Source organism: Streptomyces sp. NPDC020731, assembly GCF_044334705.1.
Classification (GTDB): domain Bacteria; phylum Actinomycetota; class Actinomycetes; order Streptomycetales; family Streptomycetaceae; genus Streptomyces.
Map to the genome: position 1 here is coordinate 300529 of NZ_JBIRTN010000004.1, position 24549 is coordinate 325077.

Sequence of the window (24549 nt, forward strand, 5' to 3'; positions counted from 1 at the left end):
GCCTCAGATCATCTGTGGCCGGTCGCGCTCACGCGACGGAGTCGCATGTTCAGTACAGCCCCGCGCCCCTGAAGGGGGAGCTGCCATCGCCGCCCGTTGACCTGCCCGGGTTCGTCTCCGATGACGTACCGGACCCGGCGGCCGTGGACCCTGCGTGCGGGCGCGCGGCAGCCGCGCGGGCGGCAGCCCCGCGCGAGGCGCGCGTACGGGTCCCTGGACGTCAGGGTGATCGGGAGAGTCATCGGTGCCAAGCCTACCGGTGGATCAGCCGCGGCCGTGGCGGAGTGCCGGGTGTTCGCCTGCTGCCACCAGGTCGGAGACGGCCGTCCTGGGGTCCTTGCCGGTGACCAGGGACTCGCCCACCAGGACGGCGTCGGCGCCGGCGTTGGCGTAGGCGATGAGGTCGTGCGGGCCGCGGACGCCGGACTCGGCGACCTTGACCAGGGTGTCGGGGATCTCGGGGGCGACCCGCTCGAAGGTGCCGCGGTCGACCTCGAGGGTCTTGAGGTTGCGGGCGTTGACGCCGATGACCTTGGCGCCCGCGTCGACCGCGCGCTCCACCTCGTCCTCGTCGTGCACCTCGACGAGCGGGGTGAGCCCGATGGACCCGGCGCGCTCGATCAGCGACTCCAGGGCCGACTGGTCGAGGGCCGCGACGATCAGCAGCGCGAGGTCGGCGCCGTACGCGCGGGCCTCCCAGAGCTGGTACGACGTGACGATGAAGTCCTTGCGCAGCACGGGGATGTCCACGCGCGCGCGGACGGCCTCCAGGTCGGCCAGCGAGCCGCCGAAGCGGCGCTGTTCGGTGAGGACGGAGATGACGGCGGCGCCGCCCGCCTCGTAGTCGGCGGCGAGTCCCGCCGGGTCGGCGATCGCGGCCAGCGCGCCCTTGGACGGGCTGGAACGCTTGACCTCGCAGATCACCTTGACGCCGTCGCCGCGCAGGGCGGCCACGCCGTCCTTGGCCGCGGGAGCCTTCGCCGCGCGCTCCTTGAGCTCGTCGAGGCTGACGCGCGCCTGCCGCTCCGCGAGGTCGGCACGGACTCCGTCGATGATCTCGTCGAGCACACTCACGCGAGCGGCCCCCTTCCTGACGGTCGGTCTTCACTGGTCACTGCGATGGTATCCGCAGCAGGGCGTATGCCCCGCATCCAGGTTGACGCCGGCCCCACTACCTGGACTTTCGTATGTTGATCAAGGATGCAGCCAGCCACCGAACGGCAGGTTCCGGACAACCGTGAAAGCCGGCAGCAGCGCTCCCAGGAACCACAGGAGCACCGGCGGCGGATCGATCCGCAGCGGCGGCCCGCCGCGCGCCGCGCGGACCACCCAGACGGTCCACAGCACGGCGCAGACGGCGTAGCCGAGGACGGCGGGCGCGTTGGCCTGGAGGGCGGCCGGGAGGTCGCCGTGGACGACGGCGTGCGCGCTGCGCAGTCCGCCGCAGCCGGGGCAGTACAGGCCGGTGAGGCGCAGCAGCGGGCAGGCGGGGTAGTGGCCGGGCTCGTTGGGGTCCACGGCGCCCACGTAGGCGAAGGCTCCGGCGACGGCGGCGAGGACCCCTGCGGGGACGGCCAGCCGGGCCGCTCTGCCGGGGGGCGGCGCGCTGGGGCTGGGGGCGTTCACGCTGTGCATTGTGCCCCGAACACGGCTCAGGGGCGGGGGGGGGGGCCGGGGGGGGGGGGGGGGCCCGCCGCGGGCCCGGGGGGGCGGGGCGGGGCGCCCCGGCGGCCGGGGGGGTGGGTGGGGCGGGCCCCCCCCCACCCCCCCCCGAAGCGCGGGGGGGGGGGGGGGGGGGGGGGGGGGGGGGGGGGCCCGGGGGCCTGGGCCCCCCCCCCCGGCCCCGGGGGGGGGCCCCCCCCGGGGGGGGCCCCCCCCCGCCCCTGTGCGGAGTGCTCAGCTCTCGGCGCGGGCCGGTACGGCGTGGTTGCTCTTCGGCTGGCCCATGCCCATCGAGCGCATGACGGCGCCGACGATGCCGCCGAGGATGACGAGGCCCATGCCGGCCCAGAAGCCCGCAGGCTGGTCCATCACCATGAACGCTCCCGCGACGCAGAAACCGATGAAGGCGATCACGACACCGGTCCAGGCGGCCGGGGTGTGACCGTGGCTGCTGCCCGCCATTGCTTGCTCCTCGTTGCTGTGTACGTGTCTGAGCAGACGCTCGCTGCCATTGTCCCGCACGCACGCGCCGAGGGTGAGCGGGGGTACGCGCTGGAGCGCGGGAGTCGTGCCGCAGCTACGCGCCTGTCGGGTCCTCGCCCCGGTCCAGGGCCTTCCAGAGGTCCTCCGGGCGGTCGGGGTCGACACGGGCGGGCCTGCGGCGTGGGCGCGGGGTGCCGTCGCGTTCGTAGCGGCCGGACATGGCCGGCCAGAGGCGGCCGTAACGCAGGGCGAGCAGGCCGGCCAGCAGCAGCAGGACACCGCCCACGGCGGCCACGTACGGCCACGCGGTATGGCTGAGGGCGCCCACGGTCGCGGAGGTGTCCCCCGACACCTGGGCCGCCTTCTCGTCGAGCGCCCCGCTGTCCGACGCGCCCAGCAGCGCCGCCGCCACCGTGCCCGCCCCCGACAGCGCCAGCAGCGCCGCGACGGCGAAGCGGCCGGCCCGGCGCACGGCGAACACCGCGACCAGCGCCGCCAGCCCCACGACGGCCAGGGCGGCGGGCACGCCCGTGACGTCGCTCCCCTTCGCGGTCAGGGGGAACGCGCCGCCGGCCACCGTGGCGGTGCCCTCCGACCACTGCTGCCGGGTGGCGAGCAGGACCACGGCCGCGCCCAGGGCACCGCACAGCAGGGCGACGGCGAGGCTGAGGCGGCCGCTGCGGGCGGACCCGGCGGCCTCGGAACGGGGGGTAGGTACAGCAGTCACGTCGTCCACTATCGCCTGAACCCCGGGCGAACCGACACCCGGGGTTCGTCTCGGACCGGTCCCAGCCGGTTCGCGGTGTGCACCGCGCGCAGCACCGCCGCCGCCTTGTTACGGCACTCGGTGTCCTCCGCGACCGGGTCGGAATCGGCCACGATCCCAGCCCCGGCCTGCACGTACGCGGTGCCGTCCCGCAGCAGCGCCGTACGGATCGCGATCGCGGTGTCGGAGTCGCCCGCGAAGTCGAGGTAGCCGACGCAGCCGCCGTACAGCCCGCGCCGGGACGGTTCGAGTTCGTCGATGATCTGCAGCGCGCGGGGCTTGGGCGCACCGGAGAGCGTGCCGGCCGGGAAGCAGGCGGTGAGCACGTCGAACGCGGTGCGGCCGGCGCCGACCCGGCCGGTGACCGTCGAGACGATGTGCATGACGTGCGAGTACCGCTCGACGGACATGAAGTCGACGACCTCGACGGAGCCGGGTTCGCAGACCCGGCCGAGGTCGTTGCGCCCGAGGTCGACGAGCATCAGGTGCTCCGCGCGCTCCTTGGGGTCGGCGAGCAGTTCGTCGCCGAGGGCCTGGTCCTCCTGCGGGGTGGCGCCGCGGTGCCGGGTACCGGCGATGGGGTGGACCATGGCCTGCCCGTCCTCGACCTTCACCAGCGCCTCGGGGGACGAGCCGACGACGTCGAAGCCGTCGAAGCGGAACAGGTACATGTACGGCGACGGGTTGGTGGCCCGCAGCACCCGGTAGACGTCGAGGGCGCTCGCCGTGCACGGCGTCTCGAACCTCTGGGAGGGGACGACCTGGAAGGCCTCCCCCGCGCGGATGCGTTCCTTGATGTCCTCCACGGCCCGCCGGAAGTCGGGGCCGCCCCACAGCGCGGTGTACCCGGGCAGCTCGGAGGGCGGCAGCACGGCGGGCGGCTGGGCCACCGCGCGGGCGAGGTCGGCCTCCATGGCGTCGAGCCGGGCCACGGCGTCGGCGTACGCCTCGTCGACGCCGGTCTCCAGGTCGTTGTGGTTGATCGCGTTGGCGATCAGCCAGACGGCTCCCTCCCAGTGGTCCATGACGGCGAGGTCGCTGGTGAGCAGCATGGTCAGCTCGGGCAGCTTCAGATCGTCCCGCTCGCCGGGTCCGACCTTCTCCAGGCGGCGCACGATGTCGTAGCCGAGGTAACCGACCATGCCGCCGGTGAAGGGCGGCAGGCCCAGGCCCTGGGCGAGGTCGCGCGGGGTGTGCAGGGCCTGGAGGGTCGTGCGCAGCGCGGCGAGCGGGTCGCCGTCCACAGGCACCCCGACGGGCGGGGTGCCCTCCCAGTGGGCCTGTCCGCCGCGCTCGGTGAGGGTGGCGGCGCTGCGGACGCCGACGAAGGAGTAGCGGGACCAGGAGCGGCCTCCCCCAGTGCTGAACGCCTGGGAGGTACCCCCATCCGCCGACTCCAGCAGGAAGGTGCCGGGGCGCTCGGCGGCGAGCTTGCGGTAGAGCGCGACCGGGGTGTCGCCGTCGGCAAGGAGCTTGCGGGTGACCGGGACGACCCGGCGGTCGGTGGCGAGCTTGCGGAACGTCTCGAGGTCCATGGCGGCAGACCCTACTGATCCGCGGCGGGGACGTCCGCCACCAGCACGTCGGCGTCGAAGCAGGTGCGGGCGCCGGTGTGGCAGGCGGCGCCCACCTGGTCGACCTTGACCAGCACGGTGTCCGCGTCGCAGTCCAGGGCGACCGACTTGACCCACTGGAAGTGGCCGGAGGTGTCCCCCTTGACCCAGTACTCCCGGCGGCTGCGCGACCAGTAGGTGCAGCGGCCGGTGGTCAGCGTGCGATGCAGCGCCTCGTCGTCCATCCAGCCGAGCATCAGCACCTCTCCGGTGTCGTACTGCTGGGCGATGGCGGGCAGGAGGCCGTCGGGGCTGCGCTTGAGCCGCGCGGCGATCTCCGGGTCGAGGCGGCTGGGCCGGGACGTGCTGGTCATGCCGACCATTGTGCCGCGCGGGGACGTCGCGCCCGCGCGGACGTCCACTGATTGGAAACAGCGGCACGCCGGGGGCGCCCCCGGGCCGTTCAGGTACTGGGGGGGAAGGCTCGTTGAGGGGCGGTGGCCGGGCGACGGGTGGGCGGACTCCACGGACGGCCGTAGGCTGGCTCGCATGTCGACCCATGCCAAGCGTGAACGACTCCTCCTGGCCGATCTGCTGGAGACCACGGGCCCTGAGGCCCCCACCCTGTGCGAGGGCTGGACGACCCGGGACCTCGCCGCCCACGTGGTGGTGCGCGAGCGCCGCCCCGACGCGGCCGGCGGGATGCTGGTCAAGCAGCTGGCGGCGCGTCTGGAGCGGGTGACGGCGGAGTTCGCCGCCAAGCCGTACGAGGAGCTGATCCAGCTGATCCGGACGGGTCCGCCGCGCTTCTCACCCTTCTCGCTCAAGCAGGTCGACGAGCTGTCGAACATCGTCGAGTTCTACGTCCACACGGAGGACGTGCGCCGCGCGCAGCCCGACTGGACGCCGCGTGAACTCGACCCGGTGTTCCAGGACGCCCTCTGGTCGCGCCTCGAGCGCTCCGCGCGGCTGATGGGCCGCGGGGTGCCGACGGGCCTGGTGCTGCGCCGTCCGGACGGCCAGACGGCGGTGGCGCATCGCGGCACCCCGGTGGTCACGGTGACCGGGGAGCCGTCCGAGCTGGTGCTGTTCGCCTACGGACGGCAGAGCGCCGCCAAGGTCGAGCTGGACGGGGACGAGAACGCGATCACGAAGCTGCGCGAGACCAAACAGCTCGGCATCTGATCCGCACCCGAAAGGCGCAGCTCGTGATCAAAGTGGCCATGACCAGTGTGTACGTCGACGATGTGGCGCAGGCGCACGCCTTCTACACCGGGGTCCTCGGCTTCGAGACCCGTACCCACATGGATCCGGGCGACGGCACGCTGTTCGTCACCGTGGGCGCGAGGGAGGGCGCCCAGCGGGACCTGGAGCTGCTGCTGGAGCCGGGCCGGGGCCCCATCGCCGAGCCGTACCGCAGGGCGGTGCGCGAGGCGGGCCTGCCCGCCATCGTGTTCTCCGTGGACGACCTCCGCGCGGAGTTCGAACGGCTCCGCGGGGAGGGCGTCCACTTCGTCCAGGACCCGGAGGAGCAGGGCCCGGTGATCGCCGCGGTCCTGGACGACACGGTCGGCAACCTCATCCGGTTGGCCCAGCCGACCGGCTGAGCCTCACCGCACGGGGTGACCGGCGCCCCGCAGCGTCTCCTTGACCTGGCCGATGCGCAGGTCGCCGAAGTGGAAGACGGAGGCGGCCAGCACGGCGTCCGCGCCGGCGGCGACCGCCGGCGGGAAGTCGCCGAGCTTTCCGGCCCCGCCGGAGGCGATCACGGGGACGGTGACGTGCTTGCGGACGGCGGCGATCATCTCCAGGTCGTAGCCGTCCTTGGTGCCGTCGGCGTCCATGGAGTTGAGCAGGATCTCGCCCGCCCCCAGCTCGGCCGCCCGGTGCGCCCATTCCACGGCGTCGATGCCGGTGCCGCGACGGCCGCCGTGCGTGGTGACCTCGAAGGAACCGGAGTCCGTGCGGCGGGCGTCGACCGAGAGGACGAGAACCTGCCGTCCGAAGCGTTCGGCGATCTCGCGGATGAGGTCGGGCCGGGCGATGGCCGCCGTGTTGACGCCCACCTTGTCGGCGCCCGCGCGCAGCAGCTTGTCCACGTCCTCGGCGGTGCGGACGCCGCCGCCCACGGTGAGCGGGATGAACACCTGCTCGGCGGTGCGGCGCACCACGTCGTACGTCGTCTCGCGGTTGCCCGACGAGGCGGTGATGTCCAGGAACGTCAGCTCGTCGGCGCCTTCGGCGTCGTACACCTTGGCCATCTCGACGGGGTCGCCCGCGTCGCGCAGGTTCTGGAAGTTGACGCCCTTGACGACCCGGCCGTTGTCCACGTCCAGGCAGGGGATGACTCGGACCGCCAGGGTCATGAATCCACGGCTCCTCTGAATGCTTCGAGTTCCACTGAGACCAGGACGCGCGAGTCGACGAAGCCCTCGACCACCAGCAGGGTGGTGACCGGGCGCACCGCGTCGAACAGTTCCTTGTGGGCGCGTCCGGCCGCGTCGACGTCCCGCGCGTGGGCGAGGTGGAGGCGTGTGCGGATCACGGACTCGATGCCGAGCCCGAACTCGCCGATCGCCTCCAGCGCGCTGGTGAAGGCCACCTTGGCCTGCTCGTACGGGTCGCCCTCGCCGTACAGCACATCGCCCCGGAACGCGGTCGTGCCCGCCACCAGGACGCGGTCGCCCGCCGCCACGGCACGTGCGGAGCCGAGGGTCTCCTCCCAGGGATTCGTGCCCTGTACGCGCCGTACGGCATCGGATGTCATCGAGCTGTGTCCTTTTTCAAGATGTGGCCTCCAGGGCCTCTTCCAGGGTGAACGCCTTGGCGTACAGGGCCTTCCCGACGATGGAGCCCTCGACACCGAGCGGCACGAGCTCGGCGATGGCGCGCAGGTCGTCCAGGGAGGAGACGCCTCCGGAGGCGACCACCGGGCGGTCGGTGGCGGCGCAGACGTTCCTCAGCAGTTCCAGGTTGGGGCCCTGGAGGGTGCCGTCCTTGGCGATGTCGGTGACGACGTAGCGGGCGCAGCCCTCCTTGTCGAGGCGCTCCAGCGTCTCGTAGAGGTCGCCGCCGTCGCGGGTCCAGCCGCGGCCGCGCAGCGTGGTGCCGCGTACGTCGAGGCCGACGGCGATCTTGTCGCCGTGCTCGGCGATGACCCGGGCCACCCACTCGGGGGTCTCCAGGGCGGCGGTGCCGAGGTTGACGCGGGTGCAGCCGGTGGCGAGGGCGGCGGCGAGGGTGTCGTCGTCGCGGATGCCGCCGGACAGCTCCACCTTGATGTCCATCGCCCCGGCGACCTCGGCGATCAGCGCGCGGTTGTCGCCGGTGCCGAACGCGGCGTCCAGGTCGACCAGGTGCAGCCACTCGGCGCCCGAACGCTGCCAGGCGAGGGCGGCCTCCAGAGGGGAGCCGTACGACGTTTCCGTCCCGGACTCGCCGTGCACCAGACGGACGGCCTGGCCGTCGCGGACGTCGACGGCGGGGAGGAGTTCGAGCTTGGCCATGTCTCTACAGGGTTCCGATCCAGTTGGTGAGGAGCTGGGCACCGGCGTCGCCGGACTTCTCGGGGTGGAACTGGGTGGCCCACAGAGCACCGTTCTCCACGGCCGCCACGAACGGCTTGCCGTGGGTGGACCAGGTGACCAGCGGGGCGCGCATCGCCGGGTTCGTGGTCTCCAGTGTCCAGTCGTGGACGGCGTAGGAGTGCACGAAGTAGAAGCGGGCGTCCGCGTCGAGGCCGGCGAACAGCTCGGAGCCGGCCGGGGCGTCCACGGTGTTCCAGCCCATGTGGGGCACGATGTCGGCCTGGAGCGGCTCGACCGAGCCGGGCCACTCGTCGAGGCCCTCGCTCTCCACGCCGTGCTCGATGCCCCGCGCGAACAGGATCTGCATGCCGACGCAGATGCCCATCACCGGGCGCCCGCCGGACAGCCGGCGGTCGACGATCCAGTCGCCGCGCGCCTCCTTCAGGCCCTGCATGCAGGAGGCGAAGGCGCCGACGCCGGGCACCAGCAGCCCGTCGGCGTTCATGGCCCGGTCGAAGTCACCGGTGATCTCGACGTCGGCTCCCGCGCGGGCGAGGGCGCGCTCGGCGGAACGGACGTTGCCGAAGCCGTAGTCGAAGACCACGACCTTCTTGGTGGTGCTCAAGGGTTCACACCTCCAGCCTCAGAAGACCCGTGACGAGACACAACGCGGCGCCGATGGAGAGCAGCACGATGAGACTCGCGGGCATCTTCTGCTTGGCGAAGGAGATGATCCCGCCGACGAAGAACAGGCCGACGACGATCAGGACGGTGGACAGACCGTTCATGGCTTACAGCGCACCCTTCGTGGAGGGCAGGATGCCGGCCGCGCGGGGGTCGCGCTCACAGGCGTAGCGCAGGGCGCGGGCCAGGGCCTTGAACTGGCACTCCACGATGTGGTGCGCGTTGCGCCCGTAGGGCACGTGCACGTGCAGCGCGATCTGGGCCTGGGCAACGAAGGACTCCAGGATGTGCCGGGTCATCGTCACGTCGTACTCGCCGATCATCGGCGCCATCTTCTCGGGCTCGGTGTGCACGAGGTAGGGGCGGCCGGACAGGTCGACGGTGACCTGGGCGAGGGACTCGTCCAGCGGGACCGTGCAGTTGCCGAAGCGGTAGATGCCCACCTTGTCGCCGAGCGCCTGCTTGAAGGCGGCGCCGAGCGCGAGGGCGGTGTCCTCGATGGTGTGGTGGGAGTCGATGTGCAGGTCGCCCTCGGTCTTCACGGTCAGGTCGAACAGACCGTGCCGGCCGAGCTGGTCGAGCATGTGGTCGTAGAAGCCGACCCCGGTGGAGATCTCGGTCCTTCCGGTGCCGTCGAGGTCGATCTCGACGAGGACGGACGTCTCCTTGGTGGTGCGTTCCACGCGTCCTACGCGGCTCATGCGCTCTGCTCCTTCTTGATCTCACGTACCGCGTCGAGGAACGCGTCGTTCTCGGCCGGGGTGCCCGCGGTGACCCGCAGCCATCCCGGTACGCCGTTGTCCCGGACCAGGACGCCCCGGTCGAGGATCTTCCGCCAGACGGTGTGGGAGTCGGCGAACCGTCCGAACTGGACGAAGTTCGCGTCGGACTCGGTCACCCGGTAGCCGAGGGCGCGCAGTTCGGCGACCAGCCGGTCGCGCTCGGCCTTGAGCTGCTCGACGTAGCCGAGCAGCGTGTCGGTGTGCTCCAGTGCGGCCAGCGCGGTCGCCTGGGTGATCGCCGAGAGGTGGTACGGCAGCCGGACCAGCTGGACGGCGTCGACGACCGCCGGGTGCGCGGCGAGGTAGCCGAGGCGCAGGCCCGCCGCGCCGAACGCCTTCGACATGGTGCGGGAGACGACCAGGTTCGGGCGTCCGTCGAGCAGCCGGAGCAGCGAGTCGCCGTGGCTGAACTCGATGTACGCCTCGTCGACGACCACCATCGACGGCTTGGCCGCCTGGGCGGCCTCGTACAGCGCGAGGACCGTCTCGGGCGGGACCGCGCTGCCGGTGGGGTTGTTGGGGGTGGTGACGAAGACGACGTCGGGCCGGTGCTCGGCGACGGCCTTCTCGGCGGCGGCGAGGTCGATCGTGAAGTCCTCGTTGCGCGGCCCGGAGATCCAGCCGGTGCCGGTGCCGCGCGAGATGAGGCCGTGCATCGAGTACGACGGTTCGAAGCCGATGGCGGTGCGGCCCGGTCCGCCGAAGGTCTGCAGCAGCTGCTGGATGACCTCGTTGGAGCCGTTGGCGGCCCACACGTTCTCGACGGCGACCGGGTGTCCGGCCGTCTTCGTCAGGTATTCGGCCAGCCTGGTGCGCAGTTCGACCGCGTCCCGGTCGGGGTAGCGGTTGAGGTGCCGGGCGGCCTCGCGGACCCGCTCGGTGATCCGCTCCACCAGCGGCTCGGGCAGCGGGTAGGGGTTCTCGTTGGTGTTCAGCCGTACGGGGACGTCCAACTGGGGCGCGCCGTAGGGGGACTTGCCGCGCAGCTCGTCCCGTACGGGGAGGTCGTCGATTCCGAAGCTCACTTGCTCTCAGGCACCTTCCAGCCGAACCTTGCCTTGATCGCCGCACCGTGCGCGGGCAGGTCCTCCGCCTCCGCCAGTGTGACCACGTGGTGCGCGACCTCGGCCAGCGCGTCCCGCGTGTAGTCGACGATGTGGATGCCGCGCAGGAAGGACTGGACGGACAGGCCCGAGGAGTGGCAGGCGCAGCCGCCGGTGGGCAGCACGTGGTTGGAGCCGGCCGCGTAGTCGCCGAGGGAGACCGGGGACCAGGGGCCGACGAAGACCGCACCCGCGTTGCGCACCCGGCCGGCGAGCGCGGCGGCGTCGGCGGTCTGGATCTCCAGGTGTTCGGCACCGTAGGCGTCGACGACCCGCAGGCCCTCGTCGAGACCGTCGACCAGGACGATCGCGGACTGGCGGCCGGACAGGGCCGGGACGATCCGGTCGTCGATGTGCTTGCTGGCCTTGACCTGCGACTCCAGTTCCTTCTCCACCGCGTCCGCGAGCTCCGCGGAGTCGGTGACGAGGACGGCGGCGGCCAGTGGGTCGTGCTCGGCCTGGCTGATCAGGTCGGAGGCCACGTGCACCGGGTCGGCCGTGGAGTCCGCGAGGATCGCGATCTCGGTCGGGCCGGCCTCGGCGTCGATGCCGATCCTCCCGGTGAAGTAGCGCTTGGCTGCGGCGACCCAGATGTTGCCGGGGCCGGTGACCATGGGGGCGGGCGGGCAGGACTCGGTGCCGTGGGCGAACATCGCGACGGCGGTGGCGCCGCCGGCCGCGTAGACCTCGTCGACGCCGAGCAGGGCGCAGGCGGCGAGGATGGTGGGGTGCGGCAGGCCGCCGAAGTCGGCCTGGGCCGGGGAGGCGAGCGCGAGGGACGGGACGCCGGCCTCCTGGGCGGGCACGACGTTCATGATCACGGAGGACGGGTAGACGGCCCGGCCGCCCGGCGCGTACAGCCCCACGCGGTCGACCGGCACCCACTTCTCGGTGACCGTGCCGCCGGGCACGACCTGGGTGGTGTGGGTGGTGCGGCGCTGCGCCCGGTGGACGAGCTGGGTGCGCCGGATGGACTCCTCCAGGGCCGCGCGCACGGCCGGGTCCAGCTCCTCCAGCGCGCGCTCGATGGCGGCGGCCGGGACCCGTACCTGATCCAGCTTCACGCCGTCGAAGCGCTCGGCGAAGTCGATCAGCGCCGCGTCGCCCCGATGATGCACGTCCTCGCAGATGGGCCGCACCTTCTCCAGGGCGGCCGCGACGTCGAAGTCGGCTCGGGGCAGCAGGTCGCGCAGGGCGGGGCCCTCAGGGAGGGCGTCGCCGCGCAGATCGATACGAGAGATCACGTGCTCAATTCTCTCAGACCCGCACAGCGAGCCGTCCGCCCGTTCCAATGGCTGATACGACACCTCCCCGGTGACGGTCCGCGCACATTCCGGAGATCCTCTTCACTTTCCGTGTTCAACACGTCACCTCGCCGGGCATGAACGGTTGTACGAAGGAACGAACCGGCGAGTAGGTGAGGAGGAGGGGAGTGCCGTGACCGAGGGGGTGGGACCGGGCGGCGCAGAGCCGCCGGAGGACCTGACCGCCACGGAGGCCGGGATGTGGCAGGCCTTCCGCAACGGCAGCGTGTACGACCTGAGCAGCGGGGACACGGTCGTCGACGATCCCCACGGAGGACATCCGTGGGGCCCCGGGCGGACGGTGCGGGCGCGTGTCGTGTGCTGGCTGCTGCTGGACGGGCCGCCCGCCCTGGCCGGCCGGGTCTCGTCGCTGAAGCTGGTCGGCGTGCAGATCAGCGGCGTGCTGGACCTCGCGGGCGGCACGGTGGTGCCGTACCTGGAGATGCGGGCCTGCCGTTTCGAGCGGGACGTGCTGCTGCCGGAGGCCCGCTTCACGACCGTGCGGATGGTGGACTGCTCGATACCGCGTCTGGAGGCGGCCCGGCTGCACACCGAGGGCGACCTGCATCTGCCGCGCTGCCGGTTCCTGGGCGGCGTACGGCTGACCGACGCGCGGATCGGTACGGATCTGCTGCTCAACCAGGCGATCGTGCACCGGGACCGCAGTGGCCGCTCGATAGCCGCCGACGGTATGAAAGTGGGCCAGGACCTGCAGGCGGAGATGCTGGAGTCGCACGGCGAGCTGAGTCTGCGCAGCGCGACGATCGGCGTGTCGCTGAGCCTGCGCGGGGCCCGGCTGGTCAACCCGTACACCCGGCTCGCGCTGAACGCGCCGCAGCTGACCGTGGAGCGCTCGCTGTATCTGACCCCGGCGGGGGTGGGCGCCCAGGCACGCAGCGGAATGACACCGGCGCGCGGGACGCGGATCCAGCGCTTCGAGTGCCAGGGCGGGGTGCGCCTCGACGACGGGCGGTTCGGGGACGCGGTCGACTTCGAGGGGGCCCGGTTCACCTTCACCGACGAGCAGGAGCTGTCGCTGCGCCGGGTGCAGACGCCGGAGCTGCGCTTCCTCGGGGAGCGGCCGGTGCGCGGCAGGGTCGTGCTGTCGGGGGCGAAGGTGGTCAACCTGATGGACCGGGCGGACAGCTGGCCCGGCCCCGGCCGGCTGCACATGGGCGGCTTCGCCTACGAGAACCTGGTGCCGCGCGGGCCGTTCCCGCTGGCGCTGCGGCTGCGCTGGGTGGACGCGGCGAGCGCCGAGTACAACCCGGAGCCGTACGAGCGGCTGGCCGCCGTGCTGCGGGAGGGCGGGGAGGACGAGGACGCCCGGGAGGTGCTGCTCGCCAAGCAGCGCCGGCGCCGCGAGAGCCTGCCGATGGCGGCCAAGCTGTGGGGTTACGCGCAGGACTGGACGGTCGCCTACGGATACCGTCCGGGCCGGGCCGCGGTGTGGATGGCGGTGGTGTGGGCGGTCGGTTCGCTGGCCTTCGCCCGTGCCGATCACCCGCCCCTCAAGAGCGGTGAGCATCCCGCGTGGAACCCGCCCCTGTTCACCCTGGACCTGCTGCTGCCGGTGATCGACCTCGGCCAGGTCGGCTTCTGGCAGCTGCGCGGCGGCTGGCAGTGGCTGTCGGCCGCGTTCATCCTGCTGGGCTGGATCCTGGCGACGACGGTGGCGGCGGGGGCGACGCGGACCCTGCGGCGTATGTAGCGACCTCCGCGACCACTCGTGTCCGGGGGGCGCGAGAGGCTCGCACAAGGTGAAAAGCGCTCTGCTTTTTGCCGGGCCTTGACCGAACCCCGTACAACCTTCCACGACTTCCGTGTCGCCTCTGGCGCCGCTGTGACCTGCGGTCTTTCAATGGTCGACACCATGGCTCTGCTGCACGCGTTCACCCGTACATCCTGGGTGCGAGGAAAGACGACGGGCGCCACGCCCCCCGTCCCCGTCGTGTTGCCCGCCGACGACGAGGTGCTGCTCGACGCACCCGACGATCTGCTGGGCCCGGCACTGGTCGGGGCCGCGGGCGGCGACCACACGCCCGTCGCCGAACTGCTCGCCGTCACCCGGCGCACCGGCGCCTGGGAGCACCGCGACCGGTATGTGCGGCGGCTGGCCGCCTTCGCGCGCTCGCGCCCCGGGTGGCTGGACACCTGGCGCGCCACCGATCCGCGCGACCCCGACGGGCTGCTGGTCGACGCCCAGCGGGCGGTGGACCGCGCCTGGGACTCACCGGCCCGGGCCGAGCTGCTGCGCGAGGTGAGCCCGCTGATCACGGCCGCCGCCCGGGCGGACAACCGTGATCCGGTGCCCTGGCGGCTCGCCCTGGACCACGCCCGCGGCGCGCGCGCCGGGCACACGTACTTCGAGGAGCTGTGGGAGGCTGCGGTCCGGCGGGCCCCGCACCACCACGGCTGCCATGTGGCGGCCCTGCGCTATCTGGCCTCCTCCTGGCACGGTTCGCACCTCGAGTGCTTCACCTTCGCGGACCTGGCCGCACAGGACTCGCCGGAGGACTCGCTCACCCAGGCGCTGCCACTGCGGGCGGCGTTCGGCTATCTGACCGACCGCTGCGGTCCCGAAGTACCGCGCGAACGGCTCGAGGCGGCGGCCGACCGCGCCGCCGCCCTGTCCGCCCGGCTGCCGGCGGACCAGTCCTGGCCGGCCGAGCTGCGCAATCTGCTGACGTACGTCCTGGTCCGGCTGGATCGCCGGCGGGACGCGCTGGAGCAGCTGCGGCTGACCGGCCCGTACGCCACGTCCTTCCCCTGGGACCGGGACGCGGACGATCCGCTCGGCCGGTTCCTGGAGGTCCGTCGGAGCGTGCGCGTGGCGGTCGCTTCCGGCCGTCCCGAGCCGTGGTCCGGCTCCCCGGTACCGGTCCTCGACCGACCGAGGAGTGAACAGGGCGGTCGACTCCGCCTCGGCGACCATTAGGCTCTTGGCTCGTGACGACCGTCCGGATCCCGCTCTTCCCCCTGAACACGGTGCTGTTCCCGGGGCTCGTGCTTCCGCTCAACGTCTTCGAGGAGCGCTATCGCGCCATGATGCGCGAGCTGCTGAAGACCCCGGAGGACGAGCCGCGCCGGTTCGCCGTCGTGGCGATCCGCGACGGGCACGAGGTGGCGCCGAGCTCGCCCGGCCTGCCCGATCCGACGGCCGTGCCCGACCGGGGCCCGACGGCGGGCTTCGGCACCGACCCGCTGCGCGCCCTGCACAAGGTGGCCTGTGTCGCCGACGCGGCGACGATCCGGGAGCGGGCCGACGGCACCTTCGAGGTGCTGGCGACCGGCACGACCCGGGTGCGGCTGCTCTCCGTCGACGCCTCGGGGCCGTATCTGACGGCCGAGGCGGAACCGCTGGCCGAGGATCCCGGCGACGGGGCGGGGGCGCTGGCCGAGGGGGTACTGCGGTCCTTCCGCCAGTACCAGAAGCGGCTGGCGGGGGCGCGGGAGCGGTCGCTGACGACCGGCGCGGACCTGCCGGACGAGCCGGGTGTCGTCTCCTATCTGGTCGCCGCCGCGATGATGCTGGACACGCCGACGAAGCAGCGGCTGCTCCAGGCGCCGGACACCGCGTCCCGGCTCCGTGACGAGCTGAAACTGCTGCGCGCGGAGACGGCCGTCATCCGTCATCTGCCGTCGTTGCCGGCCGCGGAGCTGACGCGCGGTCCGACGAGTCTCAACTGACGTACGAACTCAACCGGGGTGCAGGCGGGGATGGCGAAGAAGTCCAAGAAGCAGCAGCAGTCGGGGGGCACGCCCGCGACGGTGGCGCTCACCGCGGCGGGGGTGCGGTTCACGGTGCACTCCTACGAGCACGACCCCTCCCACCCGTCGTACGGCGAGGAGGCGGCCGAGGCGATGGGGGTCTCGCCGGACCGGGTCTTCAAGACGCTGGTGGCGGACGTCGACGGCGCGCTGACGGTGGCGGTGGTGCCGGTGGCGGGGCAGCTGGACCTGAAGGCCCTCGCGGCGGCGGCCGGCGGCAAGCGGGCCGCCATGGCCGATCCGGCGCTGGCGGAACGCACCACGGGCTACGTCCGCGGCGGCATCTCGCCCCTGGGCCAGCGCAGGAAACTCCCCACGGTCCTGGACGACTCGGCCGCCCGGCACGAGACGATCTGCGTCTCGGCGGGCCGCCGCGGCCTGGAAGTCGAACTCTCCCCGACCGACCTGACCGCCCTGACCTCGGCAACCCTGGCCCCCATCGGCCGCCCGTAACCCCACCACCTCGAACAACCGTGCCCCCGTACCCGCAAACGGCCGAGCCACCGTATCCATGAGCCATCGTGCCGCCGTCCCCGCGGCCGGCCGAGCCACCGTCCCCACGAGCACGAGCCACCGTCCCCACGAGCAATCGTGCCGCCACCCCCACGAACAGCCGAGCCCCGTCCCCGCGACCGGTGGGCGGTGGGGGGGTACCTCCCGCTCGAGCGCGGCCGAGAGTGAGGGAGGCACCCCGCGAGCGCCGGGCCGCGCGGCCCGCCCCCGCCCAGCAGCAACACCCGCGACCCGCGGCCTACGCGCCCGGCACCTCGTACGTCCCCGCAGGGAACTGCTCCGGATCCCGAGGCCCGAACAGCCCCGTCAACCCCAGATGCAGAACCAGCGCCGCGAACGGCCACGCCAGCAGCGCACCCTTCGCACTCAGCTTCAACGGCGCGTCGAACGTGACTCCCTTGCCCACGCTCCTCGCCTGGGCGATCACATCCGACGCCGGCCCCAGCCACACCCCGAGCCGCCAGGCCAGCACCGACCCCAGCAGCCCACCGACCGCCAGTGCCACCACCAACGGCACACCCCCGCGCCGCCGCACCAGGAACACGGCGAGCGCGCTCACCGCACCGAACCCCAGCGCGAGCAGCGAGAACGTCCCGTCCACCCCGATGCCCTGCTCACCCTCGGAGTCCTTGAGGTACACGACCCAGCTGCCACCGACCACGTCGCCCACCAGCGGCACGCGCGGCGCCAGCCACCACCACAGCACCCCGAGCAGCGCTCCGCCGAGCGCCACCGCCACCGCGGTCACGGCGGCCTCACGTATCTCCGCCTTCATCCCGGGGCCGTCCTGTTCGTGCCACCAGCCGTGCCGTGGATACTCGGCGTGCCCGGTCCTGCCCGCGTGCGGAGTCATGGCGGCCGCCTGCCCGTCGGACGGCGGCTGCCACACGTCCCGCGCGGAACGCTCGTGCGGCGGCGGTGGTGGTGTCAGAGGTGCGCTCACCCCGCCATCGTGCCAGGCCCGGCTGTGCGGCGCGTCACCGGACGGCTGCCCTGCGGTACGCCCAGGTCGCGACGGCCAGCGAGAGCACGCCGACACCGCCGCACACGGCGAGGTCACCGAGCACACGCGCCCAGTCGGGATGCGGTCCGAAGGTCCGTGCGAGGGCCTCGACGCCGTACGTCGACGGCAGCAGGTCCCGGGCCAGACGCAGCGCCTCCGGCATCCGCTCCGCCGGCAGCACACCGAGCAGCAGCGCGGCCGACATGCCGAGCTGGCCCAGCAGTGTGGCCACCTCCGCGCGGGGCGCGAGCAGGCCGAGCGCCGCGCCGAGTCCGGCGAGCGCGGCCCCGGCGAGCGGGATCACGGCGGCCAGCACCCACAGATTCGCCAGCGGCAGCCCGAACAGCACACACCCGAAGACGGCGGTCACCACGGTTCCCGGCACGGTGAACGAGGCGTACGCGCCCGCCGCACCCAGCACCACCGCCGCCGGCGGCACCGGGAGCGTCGCGTAGTGGTCGAGTCCGCCGCTGGCCCGCAGCTGCCCGAAGTACTGGGCGAGCAGGTTCAGCGCGACGAAGGCGACGACCAGGACCGCCGAGCCGGCGACCACGGCCTGCGCCTCGCCGCCGCCGTCCACGACCCCGCGCATCAGGATCATGATCCCGACCGACTGGAAGGTTGCCACGAACAGCAGCGGTATCCGCGCGACCCGGGCCCGGGACAGCTGGGCCCGGTACACGGCCGCCAGCGACGGCCACAGCCGCGCCCGGGGGCCGAGTCCGGCCGGTTCCGGCGCGGCCTCCTCCACGGCCAGGGCGCCGCCCGGCACGACATCGGCGGGTACGACACTCACGTCGTGCTGCTCCCCTTCGTTCGGAGGTTCGCCCGAAACCACTGCGGCCCTGTTCCGTACGGATGTCGCGGCCCGTGTGCTCACGCCTTCACCAGTCCCTGTCGTACGGCGCCGCCCAGCGCCAGGTAGACGTCCTCCAGGCTGGGTGTGGTCAGCGTGAAGTCGTCCAGCGCGGCGAAGGCGGCCCCGCCGGTGACGGTGGCGACGACCGTACGGGCCTCCTCGGGCGCGAGGCGCAGGGTCCAGCGGCGGCCCGACTCGGCGACCCGGTCCCGCAGTGCGGCGACCTCGGGCACGTGCAGGGGTGCCGCCTCGCGCCACACCAGATCGACCCGGACCTCGCCGGCGACCCGCTCCTTGAGGCCGGTCGGGCTGTCGCAGGCGATGACCCGGCCCCGGTCGAGGACGGCGACCCGGTCGAGGACGGTCTCGGCCTCGATGACGTTGTGGGTGACCAGCAGCACGGTGGTGCCGCGCTCGGCGCGGCGCCGGTCGACGGCGGACCACACGGAGCGCCGGGCCACCGGGTCCATGCCGGTGGTGGGCTCGTCCAGCACGAGGAGTGACCGCTCCCCCACCAGCGCGGCGGCGAAGCAGGCCAGTCGGCGCTGGCCGCCGGACAGCTTCTTCAGCGGGCGCCCGGCGATCGGGGTGAGCCCCAGTTCGTCCAGGACGTCGTCCCGCTCGGTCCGCGCCCGCCGCACGTCGAGCCCGCGCAGCCGTCCGGTGGTCTCGGCGGCGAGGGACACGGTCAGTTCGTCGAGGGCGCTGGACTCCTGGCCGAGGTAGGCGAGGATGCGCGCGGCGCGCTCGGGGTGGCGCACGATGTCGTGGCCGAGGATCTCGACGCTGCCGCGGTCGGGCCGCATCAGCCCGGTCATCTGGCGTACGAGGGTGGACTTGCCGGCGCCGTTCGGCCCGAGCAGCCCGAAGATCTCACCGCGCCGGATGTCGAGCTCCACGTCGTCGGTGGCCCGGACCTCGGGCGTCGCGGGAACCCCGCGCCGGCCGCGCACCGCCGGATAGGTCTTGGTCAGCCCGCGCACCGCACACACGACATCACCACCGTGCCGGAATCCCTGTACCGCGCGCGTACTCACAAGGAACGAGCCTACGGGGTCGACCACCCCGTCCCGCCCTCGGGTCGCCCCACCACCCGCAAACCCACCCCAACCACCCACCCGCCACCGGGACCGGTGGCGGGTGGACACAGGCCCGGAGCCCCTGGCGGGGGCACGGGGGCGGACCCCTCGAACCAGGACGCGGGGGCGACGCACCGCCCGCTCATTCCCCGGCGGGAGCCCGTTCCGTACCGGTACGAAGGTCCAGTTCGCGCCAGAAACCCGCCCGGATGGCGTAACGATCGCGCTCGTCGATCTGGTCGTCCTTGTGCGCGAGCAGACCGAAGCGGGCCGCGTAGCGCAGCAGCTCACCGTCGACGCGGTGCGGAATACGGGGGTACATGGCGGACAGCTTCTCGATGTGGCTCAGGTCGCCGAGCCGCTCCACCCAGCGCCGGGCGAAGACCTGCCCCACCTCGAAGGGGTCACCACCGACGGTGGTGATGTCCTCCTCACGGTCGGCCCACCGCTGTTCCGCCGTGGTCAGCTGGGCGAGCGTCGGCATGGAGGCCGCGTCCGGCGGCTCGACGGCCGGCCGGTCGACCCAGCCCTTGTCGGAGGACCAGCGCAGGGTGGCGGAGGCGGGCTGCTGGGGCGGGTGCGGACCGGGGCCGCGCAGCGCGGCCAGGTCCTTGGGAGTGGGTACGCCCTTGACCGTGGACGCCCGCTCGGCGGTGCCGTTGTGCTCGGCGGCCGGGTGCTGCGCCTCCTGGACGGTCCGCTCGGCCGTCGCGCCGGGCGCGGACTCCGGCAGCGGGGCGGAGAGGATCGCGGCGATCTCGGACCGCGGCACGGGCGGCGGGGCGCACGCCCCGGTGTACTCCTTGGCCCGTACGGCCCGGGTGATCCACGCCCGGTCCAGCACCCGGCGCTCGTCGGCCTCGGCGACCAGGTCCTCGGACTGGTTGTAGTCGCCGTCGGCGGCCTGCACGGCCCACAGGTGCACGGCGACGCCGTGTTCCTTGGCGGCCATCATGCCGGGCAGCAGGTCGCCGTCCCCGGTGACCAGGACGATGTCGGAACAGGCGCGGTTGCGGGCCAGCTCGGTCAGCTCGGCGTGCATCGCGGCGTCGACGCCCTTCTGCGCCCAGCGGCCGTCGCTGCGGGTCAGCGCCCCGAGCCGGACGGTGACCCGGGGCATCACGCGCAGCCTGCGGTGCTCGGGCTGCGGGACACGGTCGGGGGCGCCGTCGAACCAGTAGATGCGCAGCAGCGGCTGACGCGTGTCGGACTCGGCGCGTTCCCGCAGCCCCTGGATGAGGGCCGCGTGGTCGACGGTGATGCGGGAACGCGAAGGCTCCCCGGCGAGGAGACTGGCGGCGGCCCCCAGCAGATACCCGGCGTCCACCAGGACGATGCAGCGGTCCACGCGATCCACCCTCTTTCCGGGAGGTTTGCTTCGGGCTTGCTTCGAGTCTGCCCGACCACGCCGGGGTTAACGGCCCGAACTCGATCTTCGGCGTGGCGTTTCCACACTTCCTCCCCGATCACGCCGGTCACACACGGTAATTGTCCAACATGCGCCCGTTATCGGGCTATGTGAATCTGGTCCCGGCCCTGGCCCCTAGTCCCCCACAGGAGGCACCACCATGGCCAAGAACAAGAACCGTGACCGTAAGCAGCCGCAGGCCGAACGCGCCCAGCGGGCGGTACAGCCGTCCACGATGGAGACCCCGGACGAGCAGCGCACCACACAGGTGATGCCCGGCGAGGTCGGCCGGGGCAAGGGCCGGCAGAAGCGCTTCGGCCACAACTGACATCCGCGTGACGGGCCGTTGCGGCCCGGGCGCGCATGAAGCTCCACGTGCAGGAAGAGGGGCGCACCCGGCACAGGGTGCGCCCCTCACGCGCGCCGGACGAGCGTTCTCAGCCCGCCAGGCAGGACGGTCCGAGGAGGACCTTCAGATCACCGAACAGGGCCGGGTCCGGCTTCACCCGGTGTCGGTCCAGGCGCAGCACCGTCGTCTTCGTCGGCCCCTGGAGCTTGATGCGGACCTCACTGTCACCCCTGTGGTGGGTGAGGATCTCACCGAGCCTGCTGACCATCGGCGGAGTCACGCGGGTGGCCGGGATGGTGAGCACCACGGGCGCGTTGGTGCCGGCGTTGGACAGGTCGGGAACCATCAGCTCCATCGCGACGAGGCGCGGCACGTCCTCGCGCTTGTCGAGCCGGCCCTTGACGAACACCACGGCGTCCTCGACGAGTTGCGTCGAGACGAGCTGGTACGTCGCCGGGAAGAACATGCACTCGAGGGAGCCCGCGAGGTCCTCCACGGTGGCGATCGCCCAGGCGTTGCCCTGCTTGGTCATCTTGCGCTGCAGGCCCGAGATGATGCCGCCGATGGTGACCACCGCGCCGTCGCCGAAGTCGCCGCCGGTGAGCTGGGCGATGCCCGCGTCGGCCTTGTCGGACAGCACGTGCTCCAGGCCGAACAGCGGGTGGTCGGAGACATAGAGCCCGAGCATCTCGCGCTCCTGGGCGAGCAGATACGTCTTGTCCCACTCGTCGTCGGTGAAGGTGACGTCGAGGCCGAAGCCGGGCTCGCTGGTCTCCTCCTCGCCCATGCCGCCGAAGAGGTCGAACTGCCCCTCGGCCTCCTTGCGCTTGACCGCGACCACGTTGTCGATCATCGGTTCGTACTGCGCGGTGAGGCCCTTGCGGGTGTGCCCCAGGGTGTCGAAGGCACCGGCCTTGATCAGTGACTCCGTGGTGCGCTTGTTGCACGCGACCGCCTCGACCTTGTCGAGGTAGTCGGGGAAGGAGGCGTACTTCCCCTTGGCCTTGCGGCTCTTGATGATCGACTCGACCACGTTCGTACCGACGTTCCGCACGGCCTCCAGGCCGAAGAGGATCACCTCGTCACCCTGGGCGGCGAAGTTGTGCACCGACTCGTTGACGTTCGGCGGGAGCACCTTGATGCCCATCCGGCGGCACTCGTTGAGGTAGACGGCCGACTTGTCCTTGTCGTCCTTGACGGAGGTGAGCAGCGCAGCCATGTACTCGGCCGGGTAGTTCGCCTTGAGGTACCCGGTCCAGTACGACACCAGCCCGTACGCGGCGGAGTGGGCCTTGTTGAACGCGTAGCCGGCGAAGGGGACCAGCACGTCCCACAGGGCCTGGATCGCCTCGTCGCTGTAGCCGTTCTTGCGGGCGCCCTCCTGGAAGAGGACGAAGTTCTTCGCCAGTTCGTCGGGCTTCTTCTTGCCCATCACGCGGCGGAGGATGTCGGCCTCGCCGAGCGAGTAGCCCGCGATGATCTGGGCGGCCTTCTGCACCTGCTCCTGGTAGACGATCAGGCCGTAGGTGACCGACAGCACCTCCTGGAGCGGCTCCTCCAGTTCCTTGTGGATCGGTGTGATCTCCTGGCGGCCGTTCTTGCGCTCCGCGTAGTTGATGTGCGAGTTCATGCCCATCGGGCCCGGCCGGTAGAGGGCCGAGACGGCGGAGATGTCCTCGAAGTTGTCGGGCTGCATCTGGCGGAGCAGCGAGCGCATCGGGCCGCCGTCGAACTGGAAGACACCGAGGGTGTCACCGCGGCAGAGCAGTTCGAAGGTCTTGGGGTCGTCCAGCGGGAGGGCGAGCATCTCCAGGTCGACGCCCTTGTTGGCCTTCACCATCTTGATGGCGTCGTCCATGATCGTGAGGTTGCGCAGGCCCAGGAAGTCCATCTTCAGCAGGCCGAGCGACTCGCACTGGGGGTAGTCCCACTGTGTGATGGTCACGCCGTCGGTGTGCCGCACCCAGATCGGGGCGTGGTCGACGATGGGTTCGCTGGACATGATCACGCCGGCCGCGTGCACGCCCATCTGCCTCACGAGGCCCTCGACACCCTTGGCGGTGTCGATGACCTTCTTCACGTCCGGCTCGTTCTCGTACATCCCGCGGATCTCGCCGGCCTCGTTGTAGCGCGGGTGCGAGGGATTGGTGATGCCGTCGAGGTCGATGCCCTTGCCGAGGACGTCGGCGGGCATGGCCTTGGTGAGCCGATCGCCCATCGCGTACGGGTAGCCCAGCACGCGTGCGGAGTCCTTGATGGCGTTCTTCGCCTTGATCTTGCCGTACGTGCCGATCATGGCGACCTTGTCGGCACCGTACTTCTCCGTCACGTACCGGATCACCTCGACGCGCCTGCGCTCGTCGAAGTCGATGTCGACGTCGGGCATGGAGACGCGCTCGGGGTTGAGGAACCGCTCGAAGATCAGGCCGTGCGGGATCGGGTCGAGGTCGGTGATGCCCATCGCGTACGCCACGATCGAACCGGCCGCGGAGCCTCGGCCGGGGCCGACCGCGATGCCCTGGTTCTTGGCCCACATGATGAAGTCGGCGACCACGAGGAAGTAGCCCGGGAACCCCATCTGGATGATGACGTCCATCTCGTACTCGGCCTGCTTCTGGCGGTCCTCGGGGACGCCGCCGGGGAAGCGGCGCGCCATGCCGCGGCGGACCTCCTCCTGGAACCAGGTGACCTCGGTGTAGCCCTCGGGGATGTCGAACTTCGGCATCAGGTCGCGCTTGACGAACATGCCCGTGGTGTCGACCATCTCGGCGATCAGCCGGGTGTTGGCGCAGCCCTGCTGCCAGGCGTCCGAGGAGTCGATGGCGTACATCTCGTCGGTGGACTTGAGGTAGTAGCCGGTGCCGTCGAACCTGAAGCGGTCGGGGTCGGAGAGGTTCTTGCCGGTCTGGATGCACAGCAGCGCGTCGTGGGCGGTCGCCTCGTGCGCGTACGTGTAGTGCGAGTCGTTGGTGACCAGCGGAGGGATGCCGAGCTTCCGGCCGATCTCCAGCAGGCCGTCGCGGACCCGGTGCTCGATGTCGATGCCGTGGTCCATCAGCTCCAGGAAGTAGCGGTCCTTGCCGAAGATGTCCTGGTAGTCGGCGGCGGCCTTGAGGGCCTCGTCGAAGTGACCGAGGCGCAGCCGGGTCTGGACCTCGCCGGAGGGGCAGCCGGTGGAGGCGACGATGCCCTCCGACCACTTCTCGATGGTCTCCTTGTCCATCCGGGGCCACTTCTGCAGCCAGCCCTCGGCGTACGCGTCGGAGGAGAGCTTGAAGAGGTTGTGCAGGCCGGTACTGTTCACGGCCCACATCGTCTTGTGGGTGTACCCGCCGGAGCCGGAGACGTCGTCCCGCTTCTGGTGCGGCTGACCCCACTGGATCTTGCGCTTGTTGCGCCGGGACTCCGGGGCGACATACGCCTCGATCCCGATGATCGGGGTGACTCCGGCCTTCTGCGCGGAATGGAAGAAGTCGTACGCCCCGTGCAGGTTGCCGTGGTCGGACATGGCGATGTGCGTCATGCCCATCTCATTGCAGGCGTTGAACATGTCCTTCAGCCGCGCGGCACCGTCCAGCAGCGAGTACTGGGTGTGGACGTGCAGGTGCGTGAACGGCGGCTTTGACACGGTGCGGCCTCCAAGGAGAACTCTCGGCGACGGGCGGGCGGACAGTCCGGGGGACAGCGTCGAAGTCTATGCCCC

Annotated in this window: 27 protein-coding genes; 7 read left to right on the top strand and 20 right to left on the bottom strand. The window is 72.0% G+C overall.

Annotated features, from left to right (window positions below; translation table 11 throughout):
* Window positions 1–8: 8 nt before the first annotated feature.
* From trpM to hisI, 7 genes are all read right to left on the bottom strand, one after another.
* Complete coding sequence (gene trpM / locus ACH4VX_RS08410; RefSeq protein ID WP_398366578.1) at window positions 9–242, bottom strand: tryptophan biosynthesis modulator TrpM; 234 nt, start codon at window positions 240–242, stop codon at window positions 9–11.
* A gap of 22 nt (window positions 243–264) precedes the next feature.
* Window positions 265–1074, bottom strand: coding sequence for an indole-3-glycerol phosphate synthase TrpC (gene trpC / locus ACH4VX_RS08415; protein ID WP_398366579.1), 810 nt, complete (start codon window positions 1072–1074; stop codon window positions 265–267).
* A gap of 120 nt (window positions 1075–1194) precedes the next feature.
* A complete protein-coding gene (locus ACH4VX_RS08420) occupies window positions 1195–1635 on the bottom strand; it encodes a DUF2752 domain-containing protein (protein ID WP_398366580.1) in 441 nt (146 codons plus the stop codon).
* Window positions 1636–1896: 261 nt separating this feature from the next.
* Entirely contained in the window at window positions 1897–2124 is a 228-nt protein-coding gene (locus tag ACH4VX_RS08425) for an HGxxPAAW family protein (protein WP_398366581.1), read from the bottom strand.
* A 115-nt stretch (window positions 2125–2239) separates the two neighbouring features.
* Window positions 2240–2881 carry a TIGR02234 family membrane protein gene (locus ACH4VX_RS08430; RefSeq protein ID WP_398366582.1) on the bottom strand — a complete coding sequence of 214 codons (642 nt, stop codon included), beginning with the start codon at window positions 2879–2881 and terminating at the stop codon, window positions 2240–2242.
* The gene (locus ACH4VX_RS08435) at window positions 2881–4446 is read right to left on the bottom strand and encodes an anthranilate synthase component I (RefSeq protein WP_398366583.1); all 1566 of its coding nucleotides are present in this window, start codon (window positions 4444–4446) and stop codon (window positions 2881–2883) included. Before ACH4VX_RS08435 ends, ACH4VX_RS08430 begins: the two co-directional genes overlap by 1 nt.
* 11 nt (window positions 4447–4457) lie before the next feature.
* On the bottom strand, window positions 4458–4847 hold the full coding sequence (gene hisI / locus ACH4VX_RS08440; protein WP_398366667.1) for a phosphoribosyl-AMP cyclohydrolase: 390 nt from the start codon (window positions 4845–4847) through the stop codon (window positions 4458–4460).
* 166 nt (window positions 4848–5013) lie between these two features.
* Here hisI and ACH4VX_RS08445 point away from each other — a divergent pair, with 166 nt between their 5' ends.
* The gene (locus ACH4VX_RS08445; RefSeq protein WP_398366584.1) at window positions 5014–5649 is read left to right on the top strand and encodes a TIGR03085 family metal-binding protein; all 636 of its coding nucleotides are present in this window, start codon (window positions 5014–5016) and stop codon (window positions 5647–5649) included.
* Window positions 5650–5672: 23 nt separating this feature from the next.
* Window positions 5673–6071, top strand: coding sequence for a VOC family protein (locus tag ACH4VX_RS08450; RefSeq protein WP_398366585.1), 399 nt, complete (start codon window positions 5673–5675; stop codon window positions 6069–6071).
* 3 nt (window positions 6072–6074) lie between these two features.
* Here ACH4VX_RS08450 and hisF read toward each other — a convergent pair whose 3' ends face one another.
* From hisF to hisD, 8 genes are read right to left on the bottom strand one after another with little or no spacing between them, the layout of a single operon-like run.
* Window positions 6075–6830, bottom strand: a complete 756-nt coding sequence (gene hisF / locus ACH4VX_RS08455) for an imidazole glycerol phosphate synthase subunit HisF (RefSeq protein WP_398366586.1) — start codon at window positions 6828–6830, stop codon at window positions 6075–6077.
* Window positions 6827–7231, bottom strand: coding sequence for a Rid family hydrolase (locus tag ACH4VX_RS08460; protein ID WP_398366587.1), 405 nt, complete (start codon window positions 7229–7231; stop codon window positions 6827–6829). The genes hisF and ACH4VX_RS08460 overlap by 4 nt, the downstream gene beginning before the upstream one ends.
* Before the next feature lie 16 nt (window positions 7232–7247).
* Window positions 7248–7970 (bottom strand): bifunctional 1-(5-phosphoribosyl)-5-((5-phosphoribosylamino)methylideneamino)imidazole-4-carboxamide isomerase/phosphoribosylanthranilate isomerase PriA, encoded by a 723-nt coding sequence (priA, locus tag ACH4VX_RS08465; protein ID WP_398366588.1) that lies wholly within the window; start codon window positions 7968–7970, stop codon window positions 7248–7250.
* 4 nt (window positions 7971–7974) lie between these two features.
* Window positions 7975–8616 carry an imidazole glycerol phosphate synthase subunit HisH gene (gene hisH / locus ACH4VX_RS08470; RefSeq protein ID WP_398366589.1) on the bottom strand — a complete coding sequence of 214 codons (642 nt, stop codon included), beginning with the start codon at window positions 8614–8616 and terminating at the stop codon, window positions 7975–7977.
* A gap of 4 nt (window positions 8617–8620) precedes the next feature.
* Window positions 8621–8779: a hypothetical protein gene (locus ACH4VX_RS08475; RefSeq protein ID WP_398366590.1), complete on the bottom strand. Its 159-nt coding sequence runs from the start codon at window positions 8777–8779 to the stop codon at window positions 8621–8623.
* Window positions 8780–8782: 3 nt separating this feature from the next.
* Entirely contained in the window at window positions 8783–9376 is a 594-nt protein-coding gene (hisB, locus tag ACH4VX_RS08480; RefSeq protein ID WP_398366591.1) for an imidazoleglycerol-phosphate dehydratase HisB, read from the bottom strand.
* The gene (locus tag ACH4VX_RS08485; RefSeq protein ID WP_398366592.1) at window positions 9373–10482 is read right to left on the bottom strand and encodes a histidinol-phosphate transaminase; all 1110 of its coding nucleotides are present in this window, start codon (window positions 10480–10482) and stop codon (window positions 9373–9375) included. Before ACH4VX_RS08485 ends, hisB begins: the two co-directional genes overlap by 4 nt.
* Window positions 10479–11804: a histidinol dehydrogenase gene (gene hisD / locus ACH4VX_RS08490; protein ID WP_398366593.1), complete on the bottom strand. Its 1326-nt coding sequence runs from the start codon at window positions 11802–11804 to the stop codon at window positions 10479–10481. Before hisD ends, ACH4VX_RS08485 begins: the two co-directional genes overlap by 4 nt.
* Before the next feature lie 193 nt (window positions 11805–11997).
* Between hisD and ACH4VX_RS08495 the strand changes: the two genes are divergently transcribed.
* The 4 genes from ACH4VX_RS08495 (at window position 11998) to ybaK (ending at window position 16088) form a co-directional block, all read left to right on the top strand.
* Window positions 11998–13575 (top strand): oxidoreductase, encoded by a 1578-nt coding sequence (locus ACH4VX_RS08495; protein ID WP_398366594.1) that lies wholly within the window; start codon window positions 11998–12000, stop codon window positions 13573–13575.
* Between the two features lie 150 nt (window positions 13576–13725).
* Complete coding sequence (locus tag ACH4VX_RS08500; protein WP_398366595.1) at window positions 13726–14802, top strand: hypothetical protein; 1077 nt, start codon at window positions 13726–13728, stop codon at window positions 14800–14802.
* An 11-nt stretch (window positions 14803–14813) separates the two neighbouring features.
* Complete coding sequence (locus tag ACH4VX_RS08505) at window positions 14814–15554, top strand: LON peptidase substrate-binding domain-containing protein (RefSeq protein ID WP_398366596.1); 741 nt, start codon at window positions 14814–14816, stop codon at window positions 15552–15554.
* A gap of 30 nt (window positions 15555–15584) precedes the next feature.
* Window positions 15585–16088, top strand: coding sequence for a Cys-tRNA(Pro) deacylase (gene ybaK / locus ACH4VX_RS08510; RefSeq protein ID WP_398366597.1), 504 nt, complete (start codon window positions 15585–15587; stop codon window positions 16086–16088).
* A gap of 298 nt (window positions 16089–16386) precedes the next feature.
* Here ybaK and ACH4VX_RS08515 read toward each other — a convergent pair whose 3' ends face one another.
* The 4 genes from ACH4VX_RS08515 to ACH4VX_RS08530 form a co-directional block, all read right to left on the bottom strand.
* A complete protein-coding gene (locus ACH4VX_RS08515; protein ID WP_398366598.1) occupies window positions 16387–17091 on the bottom strand; it encodes an AAA family ATPase in 705 nt (234 codons plus the stop codon).
* 34 nt (window positions 17092–17125) lie between these two features.
* Window positions 17126–17947, bottom strand: coding sequence for an ABC transporter permease (locus ACH4VX_RS08520; RefSeq protein ID WP_398366599.1), 822 nt, complete (start codon window positions 17945–17947; stop codon window positions 17126–17128).
* Window positions 17948–18027: 80 nt separating this feature from the next.
* The gene (locus ACH4VX_RS08525) at window positions 18028–19002 is read right to left on the bottom strand and encodes an ABC transporter ATP-binding protein (RefSeq protein WP_398366668.1); all 975 of its coding nucleotides are present in this window, start codon (window positions 19000–19002) and stop codon (window positions 18028–18030) included.
* A 229-nt stretch (window positions 19003–19231) separates the two neighbouring features.
* A complete protein-coding gene (locus ACH4VX_RS08530) occupies window positions 19232–20437 on the bottom strand; it encodes an NYN domain-containing protein (RefSeq protein WP_398366600.1) in 1206 nt (401 codons plus the stop codon).
* A 220-nt stretch (window positions 20438–20657) separates the two neighbouring features.
* Here ACH4VX_RS08530 and ACH4VX_RS08535 point away from each other — a divergent pair, with 220 nt between their 5' ends.
* A complete protein-coding gene (locus ACH4VX_RS08535) occupies window positions 20658–20825 on the top strand; it encodes a hypothetical protein (RefSeq protein ID WP_398366601.1) in 168 nt (55 codons plus the stop codon).
* Window positions 20826–20934: 109 nt separating this feature from the next.
* Here ACH4VX_RS08535 and dnaE read toward each other — a convergent pair whose 3' ends face one another.
* On the bottom strand, window positions 20935–24474 hold the full coding sequence (gene dnaE, locus ACH4VX_RS08540) for a DNA polymerase III subunit alpha (RefSeq protein ID WP_398366602.1): 3540 nt from the start codon (window positions 24472–24474) through the stop codon (window positions 20935–20937).
* Window positions 24475–24549 lie beyond the last annotated feature (75 nt).